Origin of the sequence: Streptomyces sp. NPDC003456 (genome assembly GCF_042878735.1) — a bacterium.
In the GTDB taxonomy this organism is placed as follows: domain Bacteria; phylum Actinomycetota; class Actinomycetes; order Streptomycetales; family Streptomycetaceae; genus Streptomyces.
Map to the genome: position 1 here is coordinate 588411 of NZ_JBIAOK010000006.1, position 21477 is coordinate 609887.

The 21477-nt window shown below is 71.8% G+C and carries 21 protein-coding genes and 2 tRNA genes; 7 read left to right on the plus strand and 16 right to left on the minus strand.

The window, feature by feature from the left end:
- Positions 1 to 13: 13 nt before the first annotated feature.
- The 7 genes from ACFYWG_RS27025 to ACFYWG_RS27055 form a co-directional block, all read right to left on the minus strand.
- Positions 14 to 637, minus strand: coding sequence for a response regulator (locus tag ACFYWG_RS27025; RefSeq protein ID WP_376325939.1), 624 nt, complete (start codon positions 635 to 637; stop codon positions 14 to 16).
- Complete coding sequence (locus ACFYWG_RS27030) at positions 634 to 1905, minus strand: sensor histidine kinase (protein WP_385411427.1); 1272 nt, start codon at positions 1903 to 1905, stop codon at positions 634 to 636. The genes ACFYWG_RS27025 and ACFYWG_RS27030 overlap by 4 nt, the downstream gene beginning before the upstream one ends.
- 19 nt (positions 1906 to 1924) lie before the next feature.
- Positions 1925 to 2701, minus strand: coding sequence for an ABC transporter permease (locus ACFYWG_RS27035; protein WP_383499158.1), 777 nt, complete (start codon positions 2699 to 2701; stop codon positions 1925 to 1927).
- Complete coding sequence (locus ACFYWG_RS27040; protein ID WP_389203961.1) at positions 2698 to 3672, minus strand: ABC transporter ATP-binding protein; 975 nt, start codon at positions 3670 to 3672, stop codon at positions 2698 to 2700. Before ACFYWG_RS27040 ends, ACFYWG_RS27035 begins: the two co-directional genes overlap by 4 nt.
- A 128-nt stretch (positions 3673 to 3800) precedes the next feature.
- Positions 3801 to 3873, minus strand: a tRNA-Gly gene (locus tag ACFYWG_RS27045).
- A gap of 81 nt (positions 3874 to 3954) precedes the next feature.
- Positions 3955 to 4026: transfer RNA gene (locus ACFYWG_RS27050), tRNA-Gly, on the minus strand.
- Between the two features lie 135 nt (positions 4027 to 4161).
- Positions 4162 to 4479 carry an Lsr2 family protein gene (locus tag ACFYWG_RS27055; RefSeq protein WP_383499164.1) on the minus strand — a complete coding sequence of 106 codons (318 nt, stop codon included), beginning with the start codon at positions 4477 to 4479 and terminating at the stop codon, positions 4162 to 4164.
- Between the two features lie 268 nt (positions 4480 to 4747).
- Between ACFYWG_RS27055 and purS the strand changes: the two genes are divergently transcribed.
- Genes purS through purL form a run of 3 tightly spaced genes read left to right on the plus strand, consistent with a single transcriptional unit; the run spans position 4748 to position 7943 of the window.
- Positions 4748 to 5011: a phosphoribosylformylglycinamidine synthase subunit PurS gene (gene purS, locus ACFYWG_RS27060; protein ID WP_010045045.1), complete on the plus strand. Its 264-nt coding sequence runs from the start codon at positions 4748 to 4750 to the stop codon at positions 5009 to 5011.
- A complete protein-coding gene (gene purQ / locus ACFYWG_RS27065) occupies positions 5008 to 5688 on the plus strand; it encodes a phosphoribosylformylglycinamidine synthase subunit PurQ (protein WP_376325947.1) in 681 nt (226 codons plus the stop codon). Before purS ends, purQ begins: the two co-directional genes overlap by 4 nt.
- A complete protein-coding gene (gene purL, locus ACFYWG_RS27070) occupies positions 5685 to 7943 on the plus strand; it encodes a phosphoribosylformylglycinamidine synthase subunit PurL (RefSeq protein ID WP_383499168.1) in 2259 nt (752 codons plus the stop codon). The genes purQ and purL overlap by 4 nt, the downstream gene beginning before the upstream one ends.
- 103 nt (positions 7944 to 8046) lie before the next feature.
- Here purL and ACFYWG_RS27075 read toward each other — a convergent pair whose 3' ends face one another.
- The 9 genes from ACFYWG_RS27075 to ACFYWG_RS27115 form a co-directional block, all read right to left on the minus strand.
- On the minus strand, positions 8047 to 8892 hold the full coding sequence (locus ACFYWG_RS27075; RefSeq protein WP_383511519.1) for a nuclear transport factor 2 family protein: 846 nt from the start codon (positions 8890 to 8892) through the stop codon (positions 8047 to 8049).
- A complete protein-coding gene (locus ACFYWG_RS27080; protein WP_383511521.1) occupies positions 8889 to 10373 on the minus strand; it encodes a phytoene desaturase family protein in 1485 nt (494 codons plus the stop codon). The genes ACFYWG_RS27075 and ACFYWG_RS27080 overlap by 4 nt, the downstream gene beginning before the upstream one ends.
- Positions 10370 to 12097, minus strand: coding sequence for an ABC transporter ATP-binding protein (locus ACFYWG_RS27085; RefSeq protein WP_383511523.1), 1728 nt, complete (start codon positions 12095 to 12097; stop codon positions 10370 to 10372). Before ACFYWG_RS27085 ends, ACFYWG_RS27080 begins: the two co-directional genes overlap by 4 nt.
- Positions 12094 to 12849: a class I SAM-dependent methyltransferase gene (locus ACFYWG_RS27090; protein ID WP_376325956.1), complete on the minus strand. Its 756-nt coding sequence runs from the start codon at positions 12847 to 12849 to the stop codon at positions 12094 to 12096. Before ACFYWG_RS27090 ends, ACFYWG_RS27085 begins: the two co-directional genes overlap by 4 nt.
- Positions 12850 to 12910: 61 nt before the next feature.
- On the minus strand, positions 12911 to 13489 hold the full coding sequence (locus tag ACFYWG_RS27095; protein WP_383511526.1) for a hypothetical protein: 579 nt from the start codon (positions 13487 to 13489) through the stop codon (positions 12911 to 12913).
- Positions 13490 to 13494: 5 nt separating this feature from the next.
- Complete coding sequence (locus ACFYWG_RS27100; RefSeq protein WP_389203962.1) at positions 13495 to 15219, minus strand: alpha/beta fold hydrolase; 1725 nt, start codon at positions 15217 to 15219, stop codon at positions 13495 to 13497.
- A 334-nt stretch (positions 15220 to 15553) separates the two neighbouring features.
- Positions 15554 to 15745: a hypothetical protein gene (locus ACFYWG_RS27105; protein ID WP_376325961.1), complete on the minus strand. Its 192-nt coding sequence runs from the start codon at positions 15743 to 15745 to the stop codon at positions 15554 to 15556.
- 29 nt (positions 15746 to 15774) lie between these two features.
- The gene (locus tag ACFYWG_RS27110) at positions 15775 to 15966 is read right to left on the minus strand and encodes a hypothetical protein (RefSeq protein ID WP_376325962.1); all 192 of its coding nucleotides are present in this window, start codon (positions 15964 to 15966) and stop codon (positions 15775 to 15777) included.
- A gap of 120 nt (positions 15967 to 16086) precedes the next feature.
- On the minus strand, positions 16087 to 16539 hold the full coding sequence (locus ACFYWG_RS27115) for a hypothetical protein (RefSeq protein WP_389203963.1): 453 nt from the start codon (positions 16537 to 16539) through the stop codon (positions 16087 to 16089).
- 501 nt (positions 16540 to 17040) lie between these two features.
- Here ACFYWG_RS27115 and ACFYWG_RS27120 point away from each other — a divergent pair.
- The 4 genes from ACFYWG_RS27120 to purM all read left to right on the plus strand — a co-directional run bounded on the left by ACFYWG_RS27120 (position 17041) and on the right by purM (position 21399).
- Positions 17041 to 17838, plus strand: a complete 798-nt coding sequence (locus ACFYWG_RS27120; RefSeq protein ID WP_389203964.1) for a sterol carrier family protein — start codon at positions 17041 to 17043, stop codon at positions 17836 to 17838.
- A gap of 71 nt (positions 17839 to 17909) precedes the next feature.
- Complete coding sequence (locus ACFYWG_RS27125; protein WP_385411409.1) at positions 17910 to 18683, plus strand: META domain-containing protein; 774 nt, start codon at positions 17910 to 17912, stop codon at positions 18681 to 18683.
- A gap of 63 nt (positions 18684 to 18746) precedes the next feature.
- Positions 18747 to 20276 (plus strand): amidophosphoribosyltransferase, encoded by a 1530-nt coding sequence (purF, locus tag ACFYWG_RS27130; protein ID WP_311688302.1) that lies wholly within the window; start codon positions 18747 to 18749, stop codon positions 20274 to 20276.
- A gap of 43 nt (positions 20277 to 20319) precedes the next feature.
- Positions 20320 to 21399: a phosphoribosylformylglycinamidine cyclo-ligase gene (purM, locus tag ACFYWG_RS27135; protein WP_376325970.1), complete on the plus strand. Its 1080-nt coding sequence runs from the start codon at positions 20320 to 20322 to the stop codon at positions 21397 to 21399.
- Positions 21400 to 21477 lie beyond the last annotated feature (78 nt).

Sequence of the window (21477 nt, forward strand, 5' to 3'; positions counted from 1 at the left end):
GGCGCGGGAACCACTATACCCAACCTCGCTCCCGTGCGAGGCGCACCGCCGCGTGCCGGTTCTCCGCCCCGAGCTTCGAGACGGCCGACGACAGGTAGTTGCGCACGGTCCCCTGGGACAGCGCCGCCCGCTCGGCGATCTCCGCGACCGGTGCCCCGTCGGCGGCGAGTTCCAGCACCTCGGCCTCCCGCGCGGTCAGCGGCGAGTCCCCGGCGGCGATCGCGTCGGCGGCCAACTCCGGGTCGACATAGCGGTTCCCGGCGTGCACCGTGCGGATGATCTCGGCGAGCCGCTGCGCGCTCACCGTCTTCGGCACGAACCCGCGCACCCCGGCCTCCAGCGCGCGCTTGAGGTGCCCGGGCCGCCCGTGGCTCGTGACGATGAGGACCTTGCACGCGGGCAGTTCGGTGCGCAGGGATGTGGCGACCTTCACACCGTCGGCGCCGGGCATCTGCAGGTCCAGCACCGCCACGTCGGGCTGGTGCGCCCGGGCCATCGCCAGGGCCTCCGGCCCGGTGGCCGCCTCGGCGACGACCATGAGGTCCTCCTCCAGCGACAGCAGCGTGGCGAGCGCGCCGCGGATCAGGTGCTCGTCGTCGGCGAGCAGCAGCCGCACGCTCGTCTCCCCGTTCCTCATCGTGTGATCTCGCTCACGGTCGTCGGAGTTTTGGCCGTTCCAGCCGGGGCGGCGTGCGCCGGCAGCGGGATCCGCGCGGTCAGCCGGAACCGCCCCTTGTCCACCGGCCCCGCCTCCAGCGTCCCGTCGATGCGGGCCAGCCGTTCCCGCAGCCCGGCGAGTCCGGACCCGGCCGGGCCGGACGGCTCCTGCCCGGCGGCGACCCCGTCGTTCTCCACCGACAGCACCACGCGCTCCTCCGTCGTCGACAGCCGTACCCGGCACCACCGCGCGTCTCCGTGCCGCAGGACGTTCGTCGCGGCCTCCCGGACGACCCAGCCCAGGGCGGACTGCACCCCGGCCGGCAGCTCCACGGGGACCGGGCCGGTGACCGTGCAGTCGATGCCGGCCGCCGTGAGCACGCCCTGCGCGCCGGCCAGTTCCGAACCGAGGTCGGCCTCGCGGTAGCCGCGCACGACCTCCCGCACCTCCCGCTGCGACTCGCGCGCGAGCCGCTGCACCTCGACCATCTGCGCCACCGCCTCGGGCCTTCCGCGCTGGGCCAGTTGCACGGCCAGCTCGCTCTTGAGCGCGATCACGGCGAGGTTGCGCCCCATGACGTCGTGCAGGTCCCGCCCGAACCGCAGCCGCTCCTCGGCGACGGCCAGCCGGGCCCGGGTCTCGCGCGCCTCGTCGAGTTCGTACACGGCGTCGAGCAGCCAGACCGAGAACACGGCCGTGAAGGAGACGAACCCGGCTCCCAGCAGCACGACCAGTGTGGTGACCGCGGCGGCGGCGGCCGGGGCGCCCAGGAGGAGCGAGACTGTGCCCGCACCCGCGGCGAAGCCGATCACGACGAAGAACACGTGCCGCCTGCGGCCCAGGCCGAGGGCGATGATGCCGGCCCCGAGTATCAGGACGGTGCCGAACACCGCGCCGGCCGCGGTGCCGACGTCGTCCGAGCCGTGCGCACCGTGCTCCACGATGGCGAGCGCGGCGGCGGCGATCACCGCGCTGACCGCGCCGAGCACCCAGAGCAGGTGGACGGGCTGCCTGCGCCGGCCGCGCGTCCAGTCCAGCGCGCGGGAGACGGCCACCGCGCAGACCGCGGCGTGCGCGCACACCATCGCCATCAGCAGGCTGCCCAGGCGCGGGCCCAGCGCGCCGAGGGAGGGCAGCCCGACCACCAGGACCTCGCCCACGCCGAAGAAGTGGAACGACCACCGGGTGTACGTCTCCACCTTCGCCGGTGTGCTCTTGCGCCGCCACCAGCGGCTCGGCTCGCGCATGTTGTCGGGCTCCCTCACCTCAACGCCGCGGCTCCCACCGGAACCAGCGCCGTACACCGAACAGCGCCAGGGCGGTCCAGGCCGCCGCCGTCACCACGGCGCCCAGTGTCTCGTAGCCCGACAGGCCGCCCGTCCAGCCGTCGCGGACCAGCAGGATGACGGGGCTCAGCGGCAGCAGCTCGCAGACCGAGGCGAGCCGGTCGGGCAGCACCTCCAGCGGCACGGCGATACCGGAGCCCAGCATCGAGGTCAGCAGCAGCGGGAGCGAGGTGACCTGGGCGCTCTCCACGGTCCGGGTGAAGCCGGCGGTGACGGCGGCCAGCGCGGCGCACATCACCAGGCCGGCCAGCAGGCCCAGGACGACGAGATGGGGCGCCTCGGGCGCCGACACGTCGAGCAGCACGGCGCAGCCCGTGGCGAGCACCACACACTGCACGAGGGCGATGGTGACGGAGGGGAGCGCGGCGCCGCCCAGGATCTCGGCGTCCCGCACCTCACCGGTGCGCAGCCGCTTCAGGACGAGTTCCTCGCGGCGGGAGACGAAGATGCCGACGAGGGCGCTGTAGACGGCGAAGAGCAGGGAGAAGCCGACGGCGGCGGGCAGCACGACCGTGCCGACCGTCAGCCCGACCTCCTCCAGGTCCATGTCCCCGACCACCGACAGGACGGTGAACGGCAGCATCAGCGGGACGAACAGCGCCGCGACGAGGGTGCCCTTGCTCCGGCCGAGCAGGGTCATCTCGGCCCGGGCCAGAGCCGTCAGCCGGCTCCTGCTGGTGGTGACGGCGTGCGTCATGCCGCGTACTCCTTCAGGTCCTGGGAAGCCGGGGCCGTCTTGGCACCCGCTTCCTGGGCGATGCTCAGGAACGCCTCTTCCAGTGAGGCCGACCGCACGTCCAGCCGCCGCAGCTCGACCCCGGCCCGCTCGGCCCAGGTGAGCAGCGCCGTCGCCGTCCGCTGCAGCTCCCGCGTGCGCAGCCGGACCGTCCGGCCCGTCACCTCGTGCGCGCACACGCCGAGCTCGGCCAGCGGCGGCAGGTCGCCGAGGTGGTGGTCCCGCGGCAGCTCGAAGGAGATCCTGGACGGCTGGCTGGCGGTGACCTCGGCCGGGGTGCCGGTCACGGCGATGCGTCCCTCGTGCAGGATCGCCAGCCGGTCCGCCAGCGTCTCCGCCTCCTCCAGGTAGTGCGTGGTCAGCAGGACCGTGGTCCCGCCGTCGCGCAGGGCGCGCACGAGATCCCAGGTGTCGCGGCGGCCTTCGGCGTCGAGCCCGGTCGTCGGCTCGTCCAGGAACAGGACCTCGGGCCGGCCGAGCAGGGCCAGGGCCAGGTCGAGGCGGCGGCGCTCACCCCCGGACAGCTGCTTGACCCGTACGTCCGACCTCCGGTCCAGCCCGACGAGGGCGAGCACCTCGGCCGGTGGCCGGGCCCCGCTGACGCAGCCCGCCCACATCCGCGCGGTCTCCGCGACGGTCAGCTCGGAGGGGAAGCCGCCCTCCTGCAGCATGACGCCGGTGCGCGGCCGCACCGCGGACCGCTCGGTGTACGGGTCGTGCCCGAGGACCCGGATGCGGCCGGCGGCCGGTGCCGCGAGTCCCTCCAGCAGTTCGACGGTCGACGTCTTGCCCGCGCCGTTGGTGCCCAGCAGCGCGAAGATCTCGCCGCGCCGGACGGAGAAGTCGATCCCGCGGACCGCCTCGAACCCGCCCCCGTACACACGCCGCAGGCCGGTGACCTCGATCACGTGCTCGTGTCCGTTGGTTTCCATGCTCTCAGCGTTCCGCCCGCGGGCGGCCGGGAGCAGTGCGCGCTGTCATCACTCGGCATGACAAATGTCAGAAGGGGCCCGGGAAACGATGAAGACCCCGGTCCAGTAGGACCGGGGTCTCATTCCCGAGCGGACGACGAGGCTCGAACTCGCGACCTCAACCTTGGCAAGGTTGCGCTCTACCAACTGAGCTACGTCCGCATCTGCTCCCGACCGGCTTTCACCGATCGGTGCGGGCACCAGCATACCTGATCCACAACAGTGGCCGGTACGGCGGTGCAGAGCGGGTGACAGGAATCGCACACTGCGCCTTCCCCCTGGAAGGGGGATGTTCTACTACTGAACTACACCCGCATGTCTCCGTGAGCCGGGCCTTTGCGGCCTCGCCCCTCGGCGTGCTCCAGACTCTAGCTGATCAGCAGGGGTGCTGCGCAAGTCGGTTGCCGCGAGGGGCGGGTGGGCGGTCGCCGGCCCGGCCCGGACGAACCGTCACCGGGCGGCGGCGAACGCCTCGTAGACCTTCTTGGGGATGCGCCCGCGCGCGGGGACCTCCATCTTGTGGGCCTGCGCCCACGCGCGCACGGCCGCGGGGTCCGGGGCGACCTCCGTCTGCCGGTACGCCTTGCCCGAGCGGGAGCGCTTGCGGCCGGCCTCGACGTAGGGGGCGAGCGCCTCCCGCAGTTCGCCGGCGTGGACCTCGCTCAGGTCGATCTCGTACGACGTGCCGTCCAGTCCAAAGGCGATCGTCTCCGCCGCTTCCGAGCCGTCGATGTCGTCGAAGAGGGTGACCACGACCTTCTGCGCCACGAATATCGGTCCCTTCTTGCGGCACCATGCCAATTCATTTGTACAGTGCCCGGCAATACCTGGTGAAGCCCGACTAAATCCCCATCGCGTGTCCGTACGCAATGGTTTTCGGGTGTCGATCCGGAATCTTTCCCGAAAATTTCGTGTGCGCGAGCCCTGATGCCGGATCGTGATGGCGGTCACGTAGTTTCCTCCAAGTCGACGCGCGTAGAAATTTTGTGCGGGTAGTCTGAAGGAACCTGCTCAGCACCACACACCGGGAGTGCCAGTGGCACGCGTCGTAGTCGACGTCATGCTCAAGCCGGAGATCCTCGACCCCCAGGGCCAGGCGGTGCAGCGCGCACTGCCGCGGCTGGGTTTCGAAGGGATCTCGGACGTCCGCCAGGGAAAGCGTTTCGAACTGGAAGTTGACGGGCCGGTCGACGAGGCCGCCCTCGCCCGCATTCACGATCTTGCGGAGTCCTTCCTCGCGAACACCGTGATCGAGGACTTCACCGTCCGGGTCGAGGAAGTCGCGGAGGCCGTGAAGTGACCGCTCGTATCGGCGTCGTCACTTTTCCGGGAAGTCTGGACGACCGGGACACGCAGCGTGCGATCCGCCTGGCGGGGGCCGAGCCGGTCGCCCTGTGGCACAAGGACAAGGACCTCAAGCAGGTCGACGCCGTGGTGCTGTGCGGCGGCTTCTCCTACGGCGACTACCTGCGGGCCGGCGCCATCGCCCGTTTCTCGCCGGTGATGGACCCGCTGCTGGAGCAGGCGAAGGCCGGTCTGCCGGTCCTCGGCATCTGCAACGGCTTCCAGATCCTCACCGAGGCGCACCTGCTGCCCGGCACGATGCTGCGCAACGACCACCTGCACTTCATCTGCCGCGACCAGAAGCTGCGGGTGGAGAACGCCGAGACCGCCTGGACCACCGACTACACGGCCGGCCAGGAGATCCACATCCCGCTGAAGAACAACGACGGGCAGTACGTCGCCGACGCGTACACGCTCGACCAGCTGGAGGCCGAGGGCCGGGTCGCCTTCCGGTACCTCGACTTCAACCCGAACGGCTCGCAGCGGGACATCGCCGGCGTCACCAACGAGGCCGGCAACGTGGTCGGCCTGATGCCGCACCCGGAGCACGCCGTGGAGCCGCTCATCGGCACCGGCCGCACCGACGGCCTCCCCTTCTTCACCTCGATCCTCAAGAAGCTGGTCAACGCATGAGCCGGACGCCTCTGGACACGGTCGAGCACGCGGCCGCGACCCCCGACGTCGAGCTGCCCTGGGCCGAACTCGGCCTGAAGAAGGACGAGTACGAGCGCGTGGTCGAGATCCTCGGCCGCCGGCCCACCGGTGCCGAACTCGCCATGTACTCGGTCATGTGGTCCGAGCACTGCTCGTACAAGTCCTCCAAGGTGCACCTGCGCCAGTTCGGCGAGAAGGCGCCCGAGAGCGACGCCATGCTCGTCGGCATCGGCGAGAACGCCGGTGTGGTGGACGTCGGCCAGGGCTACGCGGTCACCTTCAAGGTCGAGTCGCACAACCACCCGTCGTACGTCGAGCCCTACCAGGGCGCGGCCACCGGTGTCGGTGGCATCGTCCGCGACATCATCGCGATGGGCGCCCGCCCGGTCGCGGTCGTCGACCCGCTGCGCTTCGGCGCCGCCGACCACCCCGACACCAAGCGCGTCCTGCCGGGCGTGGTCGCGGGCATCGGCGGCTACGGCAACTGCCTGGGCCTGCCCAACATCGGCGGCGAGGTCGTCTTCGACGCCTGCTACCAGGGCAACCCGCTGGTCAACGCCGGTGCCATCGGCGTCATGCGGCACGAGGACATCCATCTCGCGAAGGCGTCCGGCGCGGGCAACAAGGTCATCCTGTACGGGGCCCGGACCGGCGGCGACGGCATCGGCGGCGCCTCGATCCTGGCGAGCGAGACCTTCGACGACGCCAAGCCGTCCAAGCGCCCCGCCGTCCAGGTCGGCGACCCCTTCCAGGAGAAGCTCCTCATCGAGTGCACCCTGGAGGCGTTCCGCGAGAAGCTCGTCGTCGGCATCCAGGACCTCGGCGCGGCCGGGCTGTCCTGCGCCACCAGCGAGCTGGCGTCCAACGGCTCCGGCGGCATGCGCGTCACCCTGGACGACGTCCCGCTGCGCGACTCCACGCTCTCGCCCGAGGAGATCCTCATGAGCGAGTCGCAGGAGCGCATGTGCGCGGTCGTGGAGCCGGAGAAGGTCGACCGCTTCCTGGAGATCTGCGAGAAGTGGGACGTCATCGCCACCGTCATCGGTGAGGTGACCGACGGCGACCGCCTGGAGATCTACTGGCACGGCGGCAAGATCGTCGACGTCGACCCGCGCACGGTCGCCCACGAGGGCCCGGTCTACGAGCGGCCCTACGCCCGTCCCGACTGGCAGGACACCCTCCAGGCGGACGACGCGAACAAGCTGCCCCGCCCGGAGACGTCGGAGGAGCTGAAGGACCAGGTCCTGAAGCTGGTCTCCTCCCCGAACCAGGCCTCCAAGTCCTGGATCACCAGCCAGTACGACCACTTCGTGCAGGGCAACACCGTCCTCGCCCAGCCCGAGGACTCCGGCATGATCCGGATCGACGAGGAGACCGGCCTCGGTGTGGCCATCGCCACCGACGGCAACGGCCGGTACGCCAAGCTCGACCCGTACCACGGCGCCCAGCTGGCCCTGGCGGAGGCGTACCGCAACGTCGCCACCACCGGCGCCAAGCCGCTGGCCGTCTCCGACTGCCTGAACTTCGGCTCGCCCGAGGACCCGGCGGTGATGTGGCAGTTCGCGGAGGCCGTGCGCGGTCTGGCGGACGCCTGCCGGCAGCTCGGCACCCCGGTGACCGGCGGCAACGTCTCGCTCTACAACCAGACGGGCGAGGCCGCCATCCACCCGACCCCGGTCGTCGCGGTCCTGGGCGTCATCGACGACGTCGCCCGCCGCACCCCGGTCGCCTTCCAGGAGGAGGGCCAGCTGCTCTACCTCCTCGGCGACACGCGTGAGGAGTTCGGCGGCTCGGCCTGGTCCCAGGTGATCCACGACCACCTCGGCGGCCTGCCCCCGAAGGTCGACCTGGAGCGCGAGCGCCTGCTGGCCGAGATCCTGATCTCCGCCTCCCGCGACGGCATGATCGACTCCGCGCACGACCTGTCCGACGGCGGCCTGATCCAGGCCGTGGTCGAGTCGGCGCTGCTGGGCGGCAAGGGGGCGCGCCTGATCGTCCCGGACGGGCTGGACGCGTTCACCTTCCTGTTCTCCGAGTCGGCGGGCCGCGCGATCGTGGCCGTGCCGCGCTCGGAGGAGGTCCGCTTCAACGACATGTGCGGTGCCCGCGGCCTGCCGGTCACCCGCATCGGCGTCGTCGACGGCGACACGGTGGACGTCCAGGGCGAGTTCACCCTGCCCCTGTCCGACCTCCGCGAGGCCCACGAGGGCACGATCCCGGCGCTGCTGGCCTGACGGTCCGCACACGTCGGGAGCACCACCGCGCGACCGCACGCGAGCGCCCGGCCGGGTCCACCGGCCGGGCGCTCGCGCGTCCCGGCGTCTTCCGCTCCGGCCGCTAGGCCGCTCCGTGGCCGGGCTGGAGGGCGAAGCGGGCGACGCGGACGCGGCCGTCCGGCGCGAACTCGCCGAAGGCCAGCACCTCCTGGAGCTTGTCCGGGTTCCCGTCCCTGCTGGTGAGGTAGTGCGCCGCGAAGCGGTCGCCCTCCCGCAGGGTCTCCCGGACGTCCACCGGGTAGCGGTGCCCGCGCCTGCGTCCGTCCTCCAGGGCCTTCAGCACGCCACTGCGCTGCATCACCTTGCCGCCGACCTGGTGCACCGCGTCCGGGGTGTGGAAGCGGTCGTGGGCCTCGGCGACCGGGACCGCGGGGTCGTATCCGGCGGCGTAGTAGGCGCGCAGGTAGTGGGCCGGGTCCTGGGCGGGGGTGGGCTCGGTCCCGGGAGCGGCCGCCGGGGCCGGAGCGGTGCCCGGGGCCGGGCGGACGCCGCTGTCGTAGGGTGCGGCGCCGCTCGACCAGCCGAGCCCGCTGGAGAAGAAGGCGGTCATCCGGGCCACCCGCCCGTCCTCCCCCATCTCCGCCAGGACCGCGGCCTCGGTGACGCTCTGCACCTTCCACAGCATCGGCGTGCTCACCGTGTACCGGGCGGCGGCCCGGCGGCCCTCGGCGACGACCTCGTGGACGTGCAGCTCGTGGGGTGCCCGCAGCGAACGCCGGGAGCGGGCCTCGCCGAGGATCTTCTTGCGGTCCCAGACCTCGCCGTTGACCCGCAGGCTTCCCTCGGGCAGGTGGTAGCGGTCCCAGACCTCCTCGACCGGCTCCGTTCCGTCGAAGGCGTCGGCGTAGTAGGCCCGGAGGTACCCGGCGAAGTCCTCCGCGGCGGTGGGGCGGTCGGTGGTGCTCATGACGCTCTCCTGTGTGTCTCGGTGGGGGGAACGCCGTCCTTCGGACGCAGGGACGGCGCCGTGCTGATGTGGAACTCGTCGCGGAGGGCCGCCCGCGCCGCCAGGTACCCGCACATGCCGTGCACGCTGGGGCCGGGCGGGGTCGACGCGGAGCACAGGTACACACCGGGCAGGGGGGTGCGGTACGGATTCCAGGCCGGCCGGGGCCGGAACAGGGACTGGGTCAGGGTGAGGGCCCCCGCCCCGATGTCACCGCCGGGGTAGTTCGGGTTGTACGCCTCGTAGTCGGCGGCCGGTACACCGCGGGCGGCGACGATCGTGTCGGTGAATCCGGGCGCGTACCGCTCGATGCGGCGGGTGATGAGGGGGACCGGGTCCCGTGTGTCCCCGTTCGGCACGTGGGCGTAGGCCCACACGGGGCGGCGGCCGTCCACCGCGCGGGTGGGGTCGGTCACGGCGGGGTCGACGACCAGCACGAACGGGTCCTCGACGGCGTCTCCGCGCACGGCGGCGTTCTCCGCCGCGACCGTCTCGGCGCGCGTGCCGCCCAGGTGGACGGTGCCCGCCCGGCCCACCTCCGGATCGGCCCAGGGGATGGGCTCACTCACCAGGAAGTCGGCCTTGGCAGCGCCGGGGCCGTAGCGGAACCGGCGCAGGGCTCGCGCGTACCGGGGCGGCAGGCGGTCGCCGCCCAGCGCGAGCAGACCGGTGGGGGCGGTGTCGAGCATGACCACCCGGGCGTCCGGTTCGGCCAGGTGGGAGATCCGGTGGCCGACGTGCAGCACTCCGCCGTGCGCGGTGAGGTCGTCGGCCAGGGCCTCGGCGATCCGGCTGCTGCCGCCTTCCGGCAAGGGCCAGCCGGTGCTGTGCGCCAGGTGCCCCAGCAGCAGGGCGATGGCACCGGAGGGCAGGCTGGGCAGCCGGCCCACCGCGTGCGCCGCCACCCCGGTGAGCAGCGCGCGCGCCGCGTCCGTGCGCAGCCCGCCGCCGCGCAGGAGCTGGTCGAGCAACCGGGGTGCGAGCAGCAGCGGCGCCGACAGGTCGCGGGGCAGGGAGCGCTGCCCGGAGAGCAGGAAGTCGGTGACGCCGCGGCTGTGCCGCACCAGGGGTGCCATCAGCCGGTGCCAGCGCCGCCCGTCCGGGCCGAGCCGGTCGGCCGTCGTCCCGACGTCCCGGTGGGCGACCGCCGCCCTGCCGCCGTCCAGCGGGTGGGCGTAGGGGAGCGGGGGGTGCAGCAGCCTGACGCCGCGGGCCGCGAGGTCGAACTCCCGGAAGAACGCGGACGCGGCGGCCATCGGGTGCACGGCGGCGCAGAGGTCGTGCCGGACGCGCGGGTCGAAGAGCGCTTCGCCGCGCAGGCCGCCGCCCGGTGTCGGCGCCTGCTCGTGGACGTGCACCGTCAGACCCGCGCGGGCCATGGTGACCGCGGCGGCCAGGCCGTTCGGTCCGCTGCCCACCACGGCGACGTCGACCCGGGTCATGCCACCGCCTCTTCGGCCGCGAACTGCTGGAGCGCGAGCCGCCGGTACACCTCGTCGTCCTGCATCAGCCGGCGGTGCGTGCCGACCGCCCGGACCCGGCCCTCCTCCATCACGATGATGCGGTCCGCCTGCACGATGGTGGACAGCCGGTGGGCGATGGCCAGCACGGCGCATTCCCGCGCCGCCTCCGTGATGGCGCCCCGCAAAGCCGCCTCGGTGTCGCTGTCCAGGTGCGCGGTGACCTCGTCCAGGAGGATCACCGCCGGTCGCTGCAGCATCGTGCGGGCGATGGCCAGGCGCTGGCGCTGACCGCCGGACAACCCCGCCCCGCGTTCCCCGAGTTCGGTGTCCAGCCCCTCGGGCAGCGCGGCCACGAAGTCCTCGAGATGGGCGAGGCGCAGCGCGCGGGCGATCTCGGCGTCGTCGGCGCTCGGGTTCGCATAGGTCAGATTCTCCCGGATCGTTCCGCGCAGGAGAGGCGCGTCCTGTTCCACGTACCCGACCAGGGAGCGCAGTTCGGTCAGCGGCAGCCGCGTCACGTCCTGGCCCGCGACCCGGATCGTGCCCGAGTCGGGGAGGTGGAAACGCTCGATGAGCTGGAACGCCGTCGTCTTCCCGGCACCCGACGGGCCGACGATGGCGGTCAGACCGCGCTCGGGCGTCACGAAGGAGACGTCCCGGAGCACGGGTGCGTCCTTCTGGTAGGAGAAGCCCACGTGGTCGAAGCGGACCGCCGGCGCGTCGGCCGGGACGCCGGACCCGCGCGGTTCGCCCGGCGCCGTCTCGTCTTCCTCCTGGGGGATCGCCCCGAGCTCCGTCACGCGCTGGACGGCGGCGCGGCCCTGCTGGACCTGGCTGATCGACATGAACAGCAGGACCAGCGGCGACACCAGATAGAAGAGGTACATGACGAACGACGTCAGGTCGGCGGGGGACAGCGAGCCCGTGGCGACGCGGGCCATCCCCCAGGAGATGACGACGGCGAGCGAGAGCTGGGTGCCCACGTTCATCGTCGGCGTCAGCAGCGACCCGTACGCCGTGACGCGGACGCCCGTACGCCGGGCCCGGCCGGCCAGGGCGGCCAGCTCCTGCGTCTCCCGTTCCTCGGCACGCGACGCCTTGACCGTGGTGAGGGCACCGAGCACCCGCTGCAGGCCGGAGCCGAACGCGCCGACGTCGGTGCGGTTCTGCAGGGCGGCCCGGCGCACCCGGCGGGCCAGCAGCAGCGCCACCGCGCTGGCCAGGCCGAGGCAGCCGACCGTGGTCAGCAGCAGCTTCCAGTCCAGCCTGGCCATCAGCACCAGGCTGCCGGCCACCATGAACACGGAGGTCACCATCTGCGCCAGCGCCTGGGCGATGACCAGGCACGCGATGGACGTGTCCGACACGGTGCGGGCGAAGACGTCGCCGAGCTGCAGCCGGGAGAAGTCCGCTATCCGGCTGCGCAGCAGCCGGCCTCCCAGGACGCGCCGGGTGTCGTACACGATGCCCTCGCCGGCGCGGCCGATGGCGTAGGAGTGCCCCGCGCTCAGTGCGGCGTCGGCCAGGAAGAACAGCGCGATGAGGGTGAGGGGCCAGGCGATCGGCTCGTCCCGTGACACGGCCTCGATCAGCCGGCCCAGCATCCAGGGCTGTGCGAGCGTGGCCGCCGCCCCGGCCAGGCCCAGGCCGATGCCGGTGATCAGGAGGGTCCGGTGGCGGCGGACGATGTCCCGGAGGTTCATGCCGGCTTGGTGTAGGTGGTGACGAACAGGCCGGCCGCGGGGACGTACGCGGTGCCCTGCCAGTCGCTGTGGCGCCCCTCGGGCTCCAGCCCGGCGTCCCTCGCGTAGCCGTCGACCTCGTCGGGGGTCAGCAGGCGCGCGGTCTCGGAGCCGATGCGATGGGTGCCGTCGGCTTCGAACCACACCGTCGACACCTGCCAGATCCGCTGCTCCATCAGGAGGGTGGCGTGCATCTGGATGCCGGTGTCGGGCTCCGGGTACGGCGCGAAGAACGTCGTGCGGGTCATGCCCTCGTGCTGGGCGACGATGCCCGGCCGGTTGTGCGTCTCGATCACCAGCCGGCCGCCGGGACGCAGCAGCCGGGCGGCCCGGGCGACGGTGGCGCGCTGCTCCTCCGGGTCGAGCACCAGCGCCAGCGTGGAGCACACGCAGTAGACCAGGCCGTACTGCCTGTCCGCCGCGTAGGTGCGGATGTCGCCGAGTTCGGCCGTGACCCGGCCCTCGTCGGCCTTCTTCTCCAGGGAGGCGAGCATCTCGGGTGAGGAGTCCACGCCGTGCACCGGTCCCACGCGGTGCGACAGGGGCAGGGCGATCCGGCCGGTGCCGACACCGAACTCCAGCGTGCCCCAGGAAGGATCGGGGTGGAATCGGGTGAGTGCCTCGACGGCGGCCCGGGTGGACGCGTCGTCCCGGAAGACGCGGTCGTACCAGCCTTCGAACTGCTTGCCGTAGCCGATGTCCGCGATCGTCACTGGTTCTCCGTTTCGTTGCTGGGGTCCGGTGCCGGCGTGGAGCCCCGTCGGGTGCCGGCTCTCAGGCCGCCTTCAGGAAGCCGGGGGAGGCCGGGCTCATCGCCTGGTAGGTGGAGACGTAGAGGACTTCGGGGTCCTCGGCGTCGTCGTGACCGGCGGCACGCACCACGGCGAACTGGAAGCCGCGCACCTGGGACACCCGCGCGGAGTCCCTGATCTGCCGGCGGACGAACTCGGCGAGGACCCGGAAGCCCGGTGAGTCCGTGGGGTCCTCGCCCTTGGCGATGCTCTTGATGATGGCGGTGCAGATGTCGAAGACGGCCTTCTCCGACCGCCGGGAGGCGAACCAGAAGGCCTGGCTCATCCTGCGGTGCTGGATCAGGTCGAGCTCCACCCACGCGGAGGTCTCACGGTTCTCGTCGAGGGTGCGGTACAGGTAGTGGTAGTCGTGCGTCGCGGGGTTGGGCGCGAAGAACTTCCAGTTCGGGATCAGGGAGAACAGGTCCTTCGCCCGCGCGCGTTCGAAGGCGGGATGCGGATGCTGCGCGGCCAGCGTCGTCACGAGGAGCGCGGCGCCCGCCAGGCGGGTGACGGCGCCGGGGCCGGTGAAGGCGTCCTTGAGGAGTGCGGTGGGGTTCACGTGTCTCATTCGCCTTTCCCGGCGGCTTCCCGTGCGGGGGCCGCGTCGGTCTGCGGGGCGGACGGCGTGCAGTGCTGCTCCACGAACGCGGCCAGGCGGTCCGCGGCGGTCCGCGCGAAGCGGGCGTTGGTGAGGATCGTGTCGTGCCCGGCCCGCTCGACGACGGTGACGTCCCCCGGCCGTCCGGCGGCCTGATGCGTGCGGACGAGGTCGTGGTACATCAGCAGCTGCTCCGGATCGACGTCCACCGTCAGCTGGGCGGCGACCACCAGGCCCGGGGCGGGTACGGGTTCCAGCTCTCCCTCGAAGCGGCTGAACTCCTCACGGACCACGTCCCACTCCCGGGCCGCCGCCGCCCACAGCCGCGCGTCGGTGTAGAGGGAGAAGACCTTCTCCCGGTAGGGGTAGGGGAGTTCGTCGACCCACCGGGGACGCGTCATCAGCGCGCCGAAGCCGGCCCGCGTCCACCGCGCCATGTCCCTGGTGGAGTCGGTGAACAGCTCCATGCCCTTGCGCTGCTTGTCCGACCGCACGAGCTGGGCGGGGTGCGAGGGGTCCAGGTGGACGACGCCCGCCACGCGGTCGCCGAGCTGCGGCACGGCCCGCCGGTTGAACTCGGCGCCCAGGGAGTGGCCGACGAGCACGATCCGGCGATCGTCCGGCAGGGCTTCCCGGACGAGGTCCACCAGGTCGTCGACGGACTCCTGCAGCGTGTACGGCGCGGTGCGCACCCGGCGGCTCGGGCCGTAGCCGGCCCGGGCGAAGCTCACCACCGGATACCCGAGGTCGAAGGCGAGCCGCTCGATCATCCACGCGAAGTGCTCGGGGGTGGAGGCGAGCCCATGGTTGAAGACGAGGATCGGCCGGTCGGCGTGGTCACGCCCGCCGACGTCGTACGTCAGCACGTTGCCGCACCGGGTCGTCACGGTACGGGACTTCGGCCAGCCGGCCACGGCCCGGGCGCGCCGCTGGGTGGCCAGCACCCCGGCGGCGGTGACCCCTCCGGCCAGCAGGACCAGAGCGGTCTTGACCATCCGGTCGTCACGGCCGGCGACCGCGGGCAGGGTCCGCGGTGCGGTCGTGTAGGCGATCATGGGGTGCATGGCGGGGAACGCGGTCATGAACCGGCCCAGTCCCATGACGAACGCGTTGGCCACGTGGAATCCGGCCGCCGAGGCGATCATCGGCCGGGTCAGCCGGCCGCCGGCCAGGTAGACCACGGGGAAGAGGCACTCCATCGCCAGGACGGAGTGCTGGACGGCCTTGCTGGCCCGGGGGTGACGCCGGGTCAGCCGGTAGACCGGCTCGAATCCGTAGGTGCGGGTCCGCATCACGCCCGGCAGGGCGGAGCCGTCCCGCCACTTGGTGCCCGCCAGCTTGGCCCACCCGGACGCCGCGTACGACATGGTCGCCTGCAGCGCGAGGTACCACATCAGGGCGTCCTTGACCTGCGGGCCGGGCGCCAGCCGGGCGAGTCCGTCGACCGCCTGCACCTGGGTGGCGACCTGGTCCGATCCGTCCGTGCCGTAGCGGTGGCGGGCCTGCAGCAGTGTGGTGGTGGCGGCGAGGTAGAGGTCGCCCGCCGCCCGCCAGCGGCTGTTCCCGGGGAGCAGCATGGCCGCGCTGCACGCGACCCGGGTGGCGTGCAGGGCCAGGGTCGTTCGTCTTCCGCTCACCAGGTCGGTGATCTTCTGCACGGCCGGAATCCTGCTTTCCGGCGTCTGCTTCATGATCTCCCAGTCATTGAGACCGCCCGGACCGAGATTACGGTGCTGGTGGAGATATTCCAGAGAGGAAGAGAGGCTGGAAAGAGCGGCAAGTCGCTCGGAAATTCCTATTGCGCGGTCCCGCGCCACGGGGACGGGTGAGAAGAGCGCAGAGGCCATCTTCTTTATTCGCATCATACCCGGCTTTTCCTTTGTGTTGAACCTGCCGCCAGTAGGGTGGCAAGGCTGTCGGGCCGCGATTCCGGCGCGGCCCGACAGCCTCCTGGCGCCTCCCGCTGCGGAGCTTTCACAAGCCCGCGGTACCGCTCAGCAGGTGGAGCTCAGTCGGGGCGTCCGGTCAGTCGTTGGCGCCCGCTTCGTACGCCTGGACGGTCACCCAGGCCACGCCGGCGCCACCGGCGAAGCCGACACCGAAGGCGACCAGACCCGGCGTCGCCTGGACCGGCATCATCGCGCCGAGCTCTCCGTGCGTCTCGTCCGTCAGCTCGGCCGGCGTGACGGCGGCGACGCTCTCAACGATCTTGCTCATTCCATCTCCTTGTGGGGGGTGGTGGTGCGTCAGCCTTCGTTGCGGCCGGCCACATAGGCGCCGACCACGGCACCGGCGCCGGCGACGCCACCGGCGACGTACCAGCAGGTGGCCACGGCAGCGGGGGTGGCCAGGACCTGCAGGCCCGACTCGTCCTGGAAACCGCCCTCGAGCGGACCGAGGTCCAGCTCGTTCATGAAGGCAGATATCTTCTGCTCCACTTGCTTGTCTCCTGTCTCTTCCTTGCTCCTTGTGTGGTGCTGCGCCCCGGATCGATCAAGGCACCCGGGCCCGCCCGGCGTGCACCGCCGGGCAAGTCTGTGGGGGGTCCGCTTCGGTGGTCAGCCGCGCACGGGCCAGGAGGTGAGCGAAACGGCAGGGCCGCAGTCGCTCGTGTCCGCCGTCCCGCGGCACACGGTCAACCGCCCCGTCGTCGTCGGCCGGTACGGATCGAGCCGGACGTCCACGGGGGCCGCGCCCGGACCGCACTGCGTGGCGTGCCTGCGCTGCGGCCCCGGGACGAAGTCGTACGTCCACCGCACCCAGACGGAGAAGCACTCCGCCCCGGAGGTGCGCAGTTCTCCCCGGACGACGAGCGCGGAGCCGAGTCCGGTCCCGCTCGGCTCGGTCCACCGCGTGCCGGCGGCCGCGGAGGTGCCGTGGGCGGCCGACCACTCCACGGCGGTGCCGCCGGTGCCGCCGCTGCTTCCGGCGGCCGCGGGGCTCGCCGCCCCTGCCAGCGCGCAGACAGCGGCTGTTGCCGAAAAGACGCGGAGAACCGGCCGCTTTTTCATCCGTGACCCCCAGTGCGGAAAAACAAGAATCGGGCTGCCGGCGAATACCGCTGCATGAAATGCGCACCCATTCGCATTCGCCCGGTGCGTCGACGCTCCAGACAATCCTTGGACAGGAAGAACTGCGGAGCAAGGCCGATCCGGCGAAAGATTCCGTTTACACAATGATCCGGCCATCCCGGGGAAATGGTCCTGTCATGCATGACGGACAGTGGTCCATTGACGCTCTTTGTCTGGATTTTGCTGTCTCTTGCCCCTCATTTGGGACAGGGTTACCATCCGTAACGCCCGATGCGGACCCTCGGGCTAACCCACGACCGCACACCACGCAACAGTACAAACCCGGCATCTCGGCCGACCTTTTTCCCTGCCCCCGTGATGGGCGGTTTTGGGTCAATGGCGTTATCGCAGCGGCGGAATGAGCGGTTCCTGTGTGGGTTCTGATGAATTGGAAGTACACATTCCGAATAGAGTGCTCCACTTGTCCCCTAGGCTGCCGTCATGCCCCAGGCCAGGAAGCGCACCCGTAGCTACGACCCCGCCAAGATCCGCGCAGCCGTGCTCGGCCAGTTCGGCCACGTGCGGCAGGCCGTCGGGAGCCTGACGCCGGAGCAGCTCGCACGGCCGACCCGGCTCGGCGACTGGACCGTGAGGGAGCTGGCGGCCCACGTGGCCATGGCCGTGGAGACCGTCAGCCGCAGTCTCGACCGCGAGGAACCCGCCCGCCCGGAACTGGCCCTGCTCGACTGGCCCGCCGCCACCGCCGCCCGGGCCGCCGACATCGACGACGGCACCCGGCGGCTCGCCGCGGCCCACCCGGATCTCGGCGCGCTGTACGCCGAGACCGCCGAGCGCCTGGCGCACCGGCTCGCGGACGCCCCCGGCAGCCGTGTCCTGGCCACGCGGACCGGTGCCATGACCCTCGCCGACCACCTGGTCACGCGCACGGTCGAACTCGTCGTCCACACCGACGACCTGAACGCGGCCGTCCCCGGCCTGGACATCCCCGTCGAGCGCCAGGCCCTGGCCGCCTGCACGCGCCTGCTGGCCGACGCCCTCGCCGTCAAGGCCCCGGGCGGCTCGACGGAGGTGCGGGTGCCGCCCTTCGCGGTGGTGCAGTGCGTGGAGGGCCCGAGGCACACCCGGGGCACCCCGCCCAACGTCGTCGAGACGGACCCGCTGACCTGGATCCGGCTCGCGACCGGACGGCTGGACTGGGCGCAGGCGCTGCGGGACGCGCAGGTCAGCGCCGGCGGGGAGCGCGCCGACCTGTCGCCCCACCTGCCGATCATGGGGTGACGCCCGGCCGCGCCGGACGCCTCCGCCCGCACCAGGGGAACCGATCCCCCCGGGTGTTCCGTCGGAGTGGCATGGACCAGCAGAAGCAGCGCATGACCCTGACGGCCGCCGCCATGCTCGTCCCGCTCCTGGCGGCGTGCGGCAGCGAGAAGACGGACGGCGGCAGCGCCTCGGCCGGTACCGGGCAGCAGGTCACCGGGGTGCGGTGGAGCGTGGACAGCGTCACCGCGGCCGGCCGGACCCACGAGGCCCCCGCCGGCGCCCACGTGACCATCGACAAGGGCCGCGCCGAAGGCAGTTTCGGCTGCAACACCTTCAGCGCCGAGGCCGACGTCGACGGCGACCGCGTCCGCCTCGGCAGGACCATGTCCACCGAGATGGCCTGTGCGGACGAGCCCATGGCCTTCGAGGCGACGCTGGCCCGCGCCCTGTCCGGACAGGAGCTGACGGCGAAGGCCGGCGCCGGCCGGCTCACCCTCACCACCGGCGAGGGGGAGACCGTGCGCCTGACCAAGGCGAAGGACGCCCCGCTGGCCGGCACTCGGTGGAACGTCACCGACCCCGACCTCGAGGGCCGCGCCCACCTCAGCTTCGACGGGAAGAAGGGCACCGTCTCCGGCAGCCTCGGCTGCAACAAGGTCGAGGCCGAGGCCACTGTCCGCGACGGCCATATCACCCTGGGCCGCCCCGCCACCACCCGAATGATGTGCGAAGACTCACTCATGACCGGCGAGAAGACCCTGCTGCGCCTTTTCGAGACGAAGCTCGAGTACGCGGTCGATCGGCAAACCCTCACGCTGACCAGCGAGAACGGCACCGAGGTGCGGGCCGTCGCCGCGCGGTGAGGCGGGGAAAAGTCCGGTATCCCCAATTCGGACCAACGGTGGACCTCGCCTACACTCGGTGGCGTGCCACGTGGTGACGGACGACTCAACCACGACCTGCTCCCCGGCGAGAAGGGCCCCCAGGACGCTTGTGGCGTCTTCGGTGTCTGGGCTCCGGGCGAAGAGGTCGCCAAGCTCACGTACTTCGGGCTCTACGCCCTCCAGCATCGAGGCCAGGAATCCGCGGGTATCGCGGTCAGCAACGGCTCACAGATCCTCGTCTTCAAGGACATGGGCCTGGTCTCCCAGGTCTTCGACGAGACCTCCCTCGGTTCGCTCCAGGGTCACATCGCGGTCGGACACGCCCGCTACTCGACCACCGGTGCCTCCGTCTGGGAGAACGCCCAGCCGACGTTCCGTGCCACCGGGCACGGCTCCATCGCGCTCGGCCACAACGGCAACCTCGTCAACACCGCCCAACTCGCCGAGATGGTCGCCGACCTGCCCAAGCAGGAGGGCGGGCGGACCCCGCGCGTCGCGGCGACCAACGACACCGACCTGCTCACCGCGCTCCTCGCGGCCCAGACGGACGAGGACGGCAAGCCGCTGACCATCGAGGAGGCCGCGCACAGCGTCCTCCCGCAGGTCCGGGGCGCCTTCTCCCTCGTCTTCATGGACGAGCACACCCTGTACGCGGCCCGCGACCCGCAGGGCATCCGCCCGCTGGTGCTGGGCCGGCTGGAGCGCGGCTGGGTGGTCGCCTCCGAGTCCGCGGCCCTCGACATCTGCGGCGCCAGCTACGTCCGCGAGATCGAGCCGGGCGAGTTCGTCGCCATCGACGAGAACGGCCTGCGCACCTCCCGGTTCGCGGAAGCGAAGCCCAAGGGCTGCGTCTTCGAGTACGTCTACCTCGCCCGCCCGGACACCGACATCGCCGGCCGGAACGTGTACCTCTCCCGCGTGGAGATGGGCCGCAAGCTGGCGAAGGAGGCTCCGGTCGAGGCCGACCTGGTCATAGCGACCCCGGAGTCCGGCACGCCCGCCGCGATCGGCTACGCGGAGGCCTCCGGCATCCCGTTCGGCGCCGGCCTGGTGAAGAACGCCTACGTCGGCCGGACCTTCATCCAGCCCTCGCAGACCATCCGCCAGCTGGGCATCCGCCTGAAGCTGAACCCGCTGAAGGAAGTCATCAAGGGCAAGCGCCTGGTCGTCGTCGACGACTCGATCGTGCGCGGCAACACCCAGCGGGCCCTGGTCCGCATGCTCCGCGAGGCGGGCGCCGCCGAGGTCCACATCCGGATCTCCTCGCCGCCCGTGAAGTGGCCCTGCTTCTTCGGCATCGACTTCGCCACCCGCGCCGAGCTCATCGCCAACGGCATGACGATCGACGAGATCGGCACCTCGCTGGGCGCCGACTCCCTGGCCTACATCTCCATCGACGGCATGATCGAGGCGACCACCATCGCCAAGCCGAACCTGTGCCGTGCCTGCTTCGACGGCGAGTACCCGATGGAGCTGCCCGACCCGGAGCTGCTCGGCAAGCAGCTGCTGGAGACGGAGCTGGCCGCCGGCCCGGCCGCCACGGCCGCAGCCGACGCGATCCGCCGCCCGTAGAGGCCCGTAACACCCGCCGTACGACACGAAGGTTCTCCCAGCCATGTCCGAGAAACCCCTTGCCGAAGGCGGCGCCAGCTACGCAGCCGCGGGCGTCGACATCGAAGCCGGCGACCACGCCGTCGAGCTGATGAAGGAGTGGGTGAAGAAGGCGCAGCGCCCCGAGGTCCTCGGCGGCCTCGGCGGTTTCGCCGGCCTCTTCGACGCCTCCGCACTGAAGAACTACGAGCGCCCGCTGCTCGCCTCCGCCACGGACGGCGTCGGCACCAAGGTCGACATCGCCCGGCAGCTCGGCATCTACGACACCATCGGCCACGACCTGGTCGCGATGGTCATGGACGACATCGTGGTGTGCGGCGCCGAGCCGCTGTTCATGACCGACTACATCTGCGTCGGCAAGGTCCACCCCGAGCGGGTCGCCGCGATCGTCAAGGGCATCGCCGAGGGCTGTGTGCTGGCCGGGTGCGCCCTGGTCGGCGGCGAGACGGCCGAGCACCCGGGCCTGCTGGGCGAGGACGACTTCGACGTCGCCGGCGCCGGCACGGGCGTCGTGGAGGCCGACCGGCTGCTCGGCGCGGATCGCATCCGTTCGGGTGACGCGGTGATCGCCATGGCGTCCTCCGGTCTCCACTCCAACGGGTACTCCCTCGTCCGGCACGTCCTGCTCAACCAGGCGGGCCTCGCGCTGGACGCGCACATCGAGGAGCTCGGCCGCACCCTCGGCGAGGAGCTGCTGGAGCCGACGAAGATCTACTCGCTGGACTGCCTGGCCCTGATGCGCACCACCGAGGTGCACGCCTTCAGCCACGTCACCGGTGGTGGGCTCGCAGCCAACCTGGCCCGCGTCGTCCCCGACGAGCTGCACGCGATCGTCGACCGTTCCACCTGGACCCCGGCGCCGATCTTCGACCTCGTCGGCCGGACCGGCCGGGTCGAGCGCCTGGAGCTGGAGAAGACGCTCAACATGGGCGTGGGCATGATCGCGATCGTGCCCCAGGAGTCTGTGGACGTGGCCCTGGCCACCCTGGCCGACCGCGGCGTGGACGCCTGGGTCGCCGGAGAGATCACGGAACGGGGCGAGCACCCCACGGGTGCCGCCCTGATCGGTGACTACGCGAGCTGAGGCACGGGTCCTCACCCGCACGCAGCACAGAACCCGGTCGGTGACCGACGGTCACCGACCGGGTAAGTGCTCAGTGCA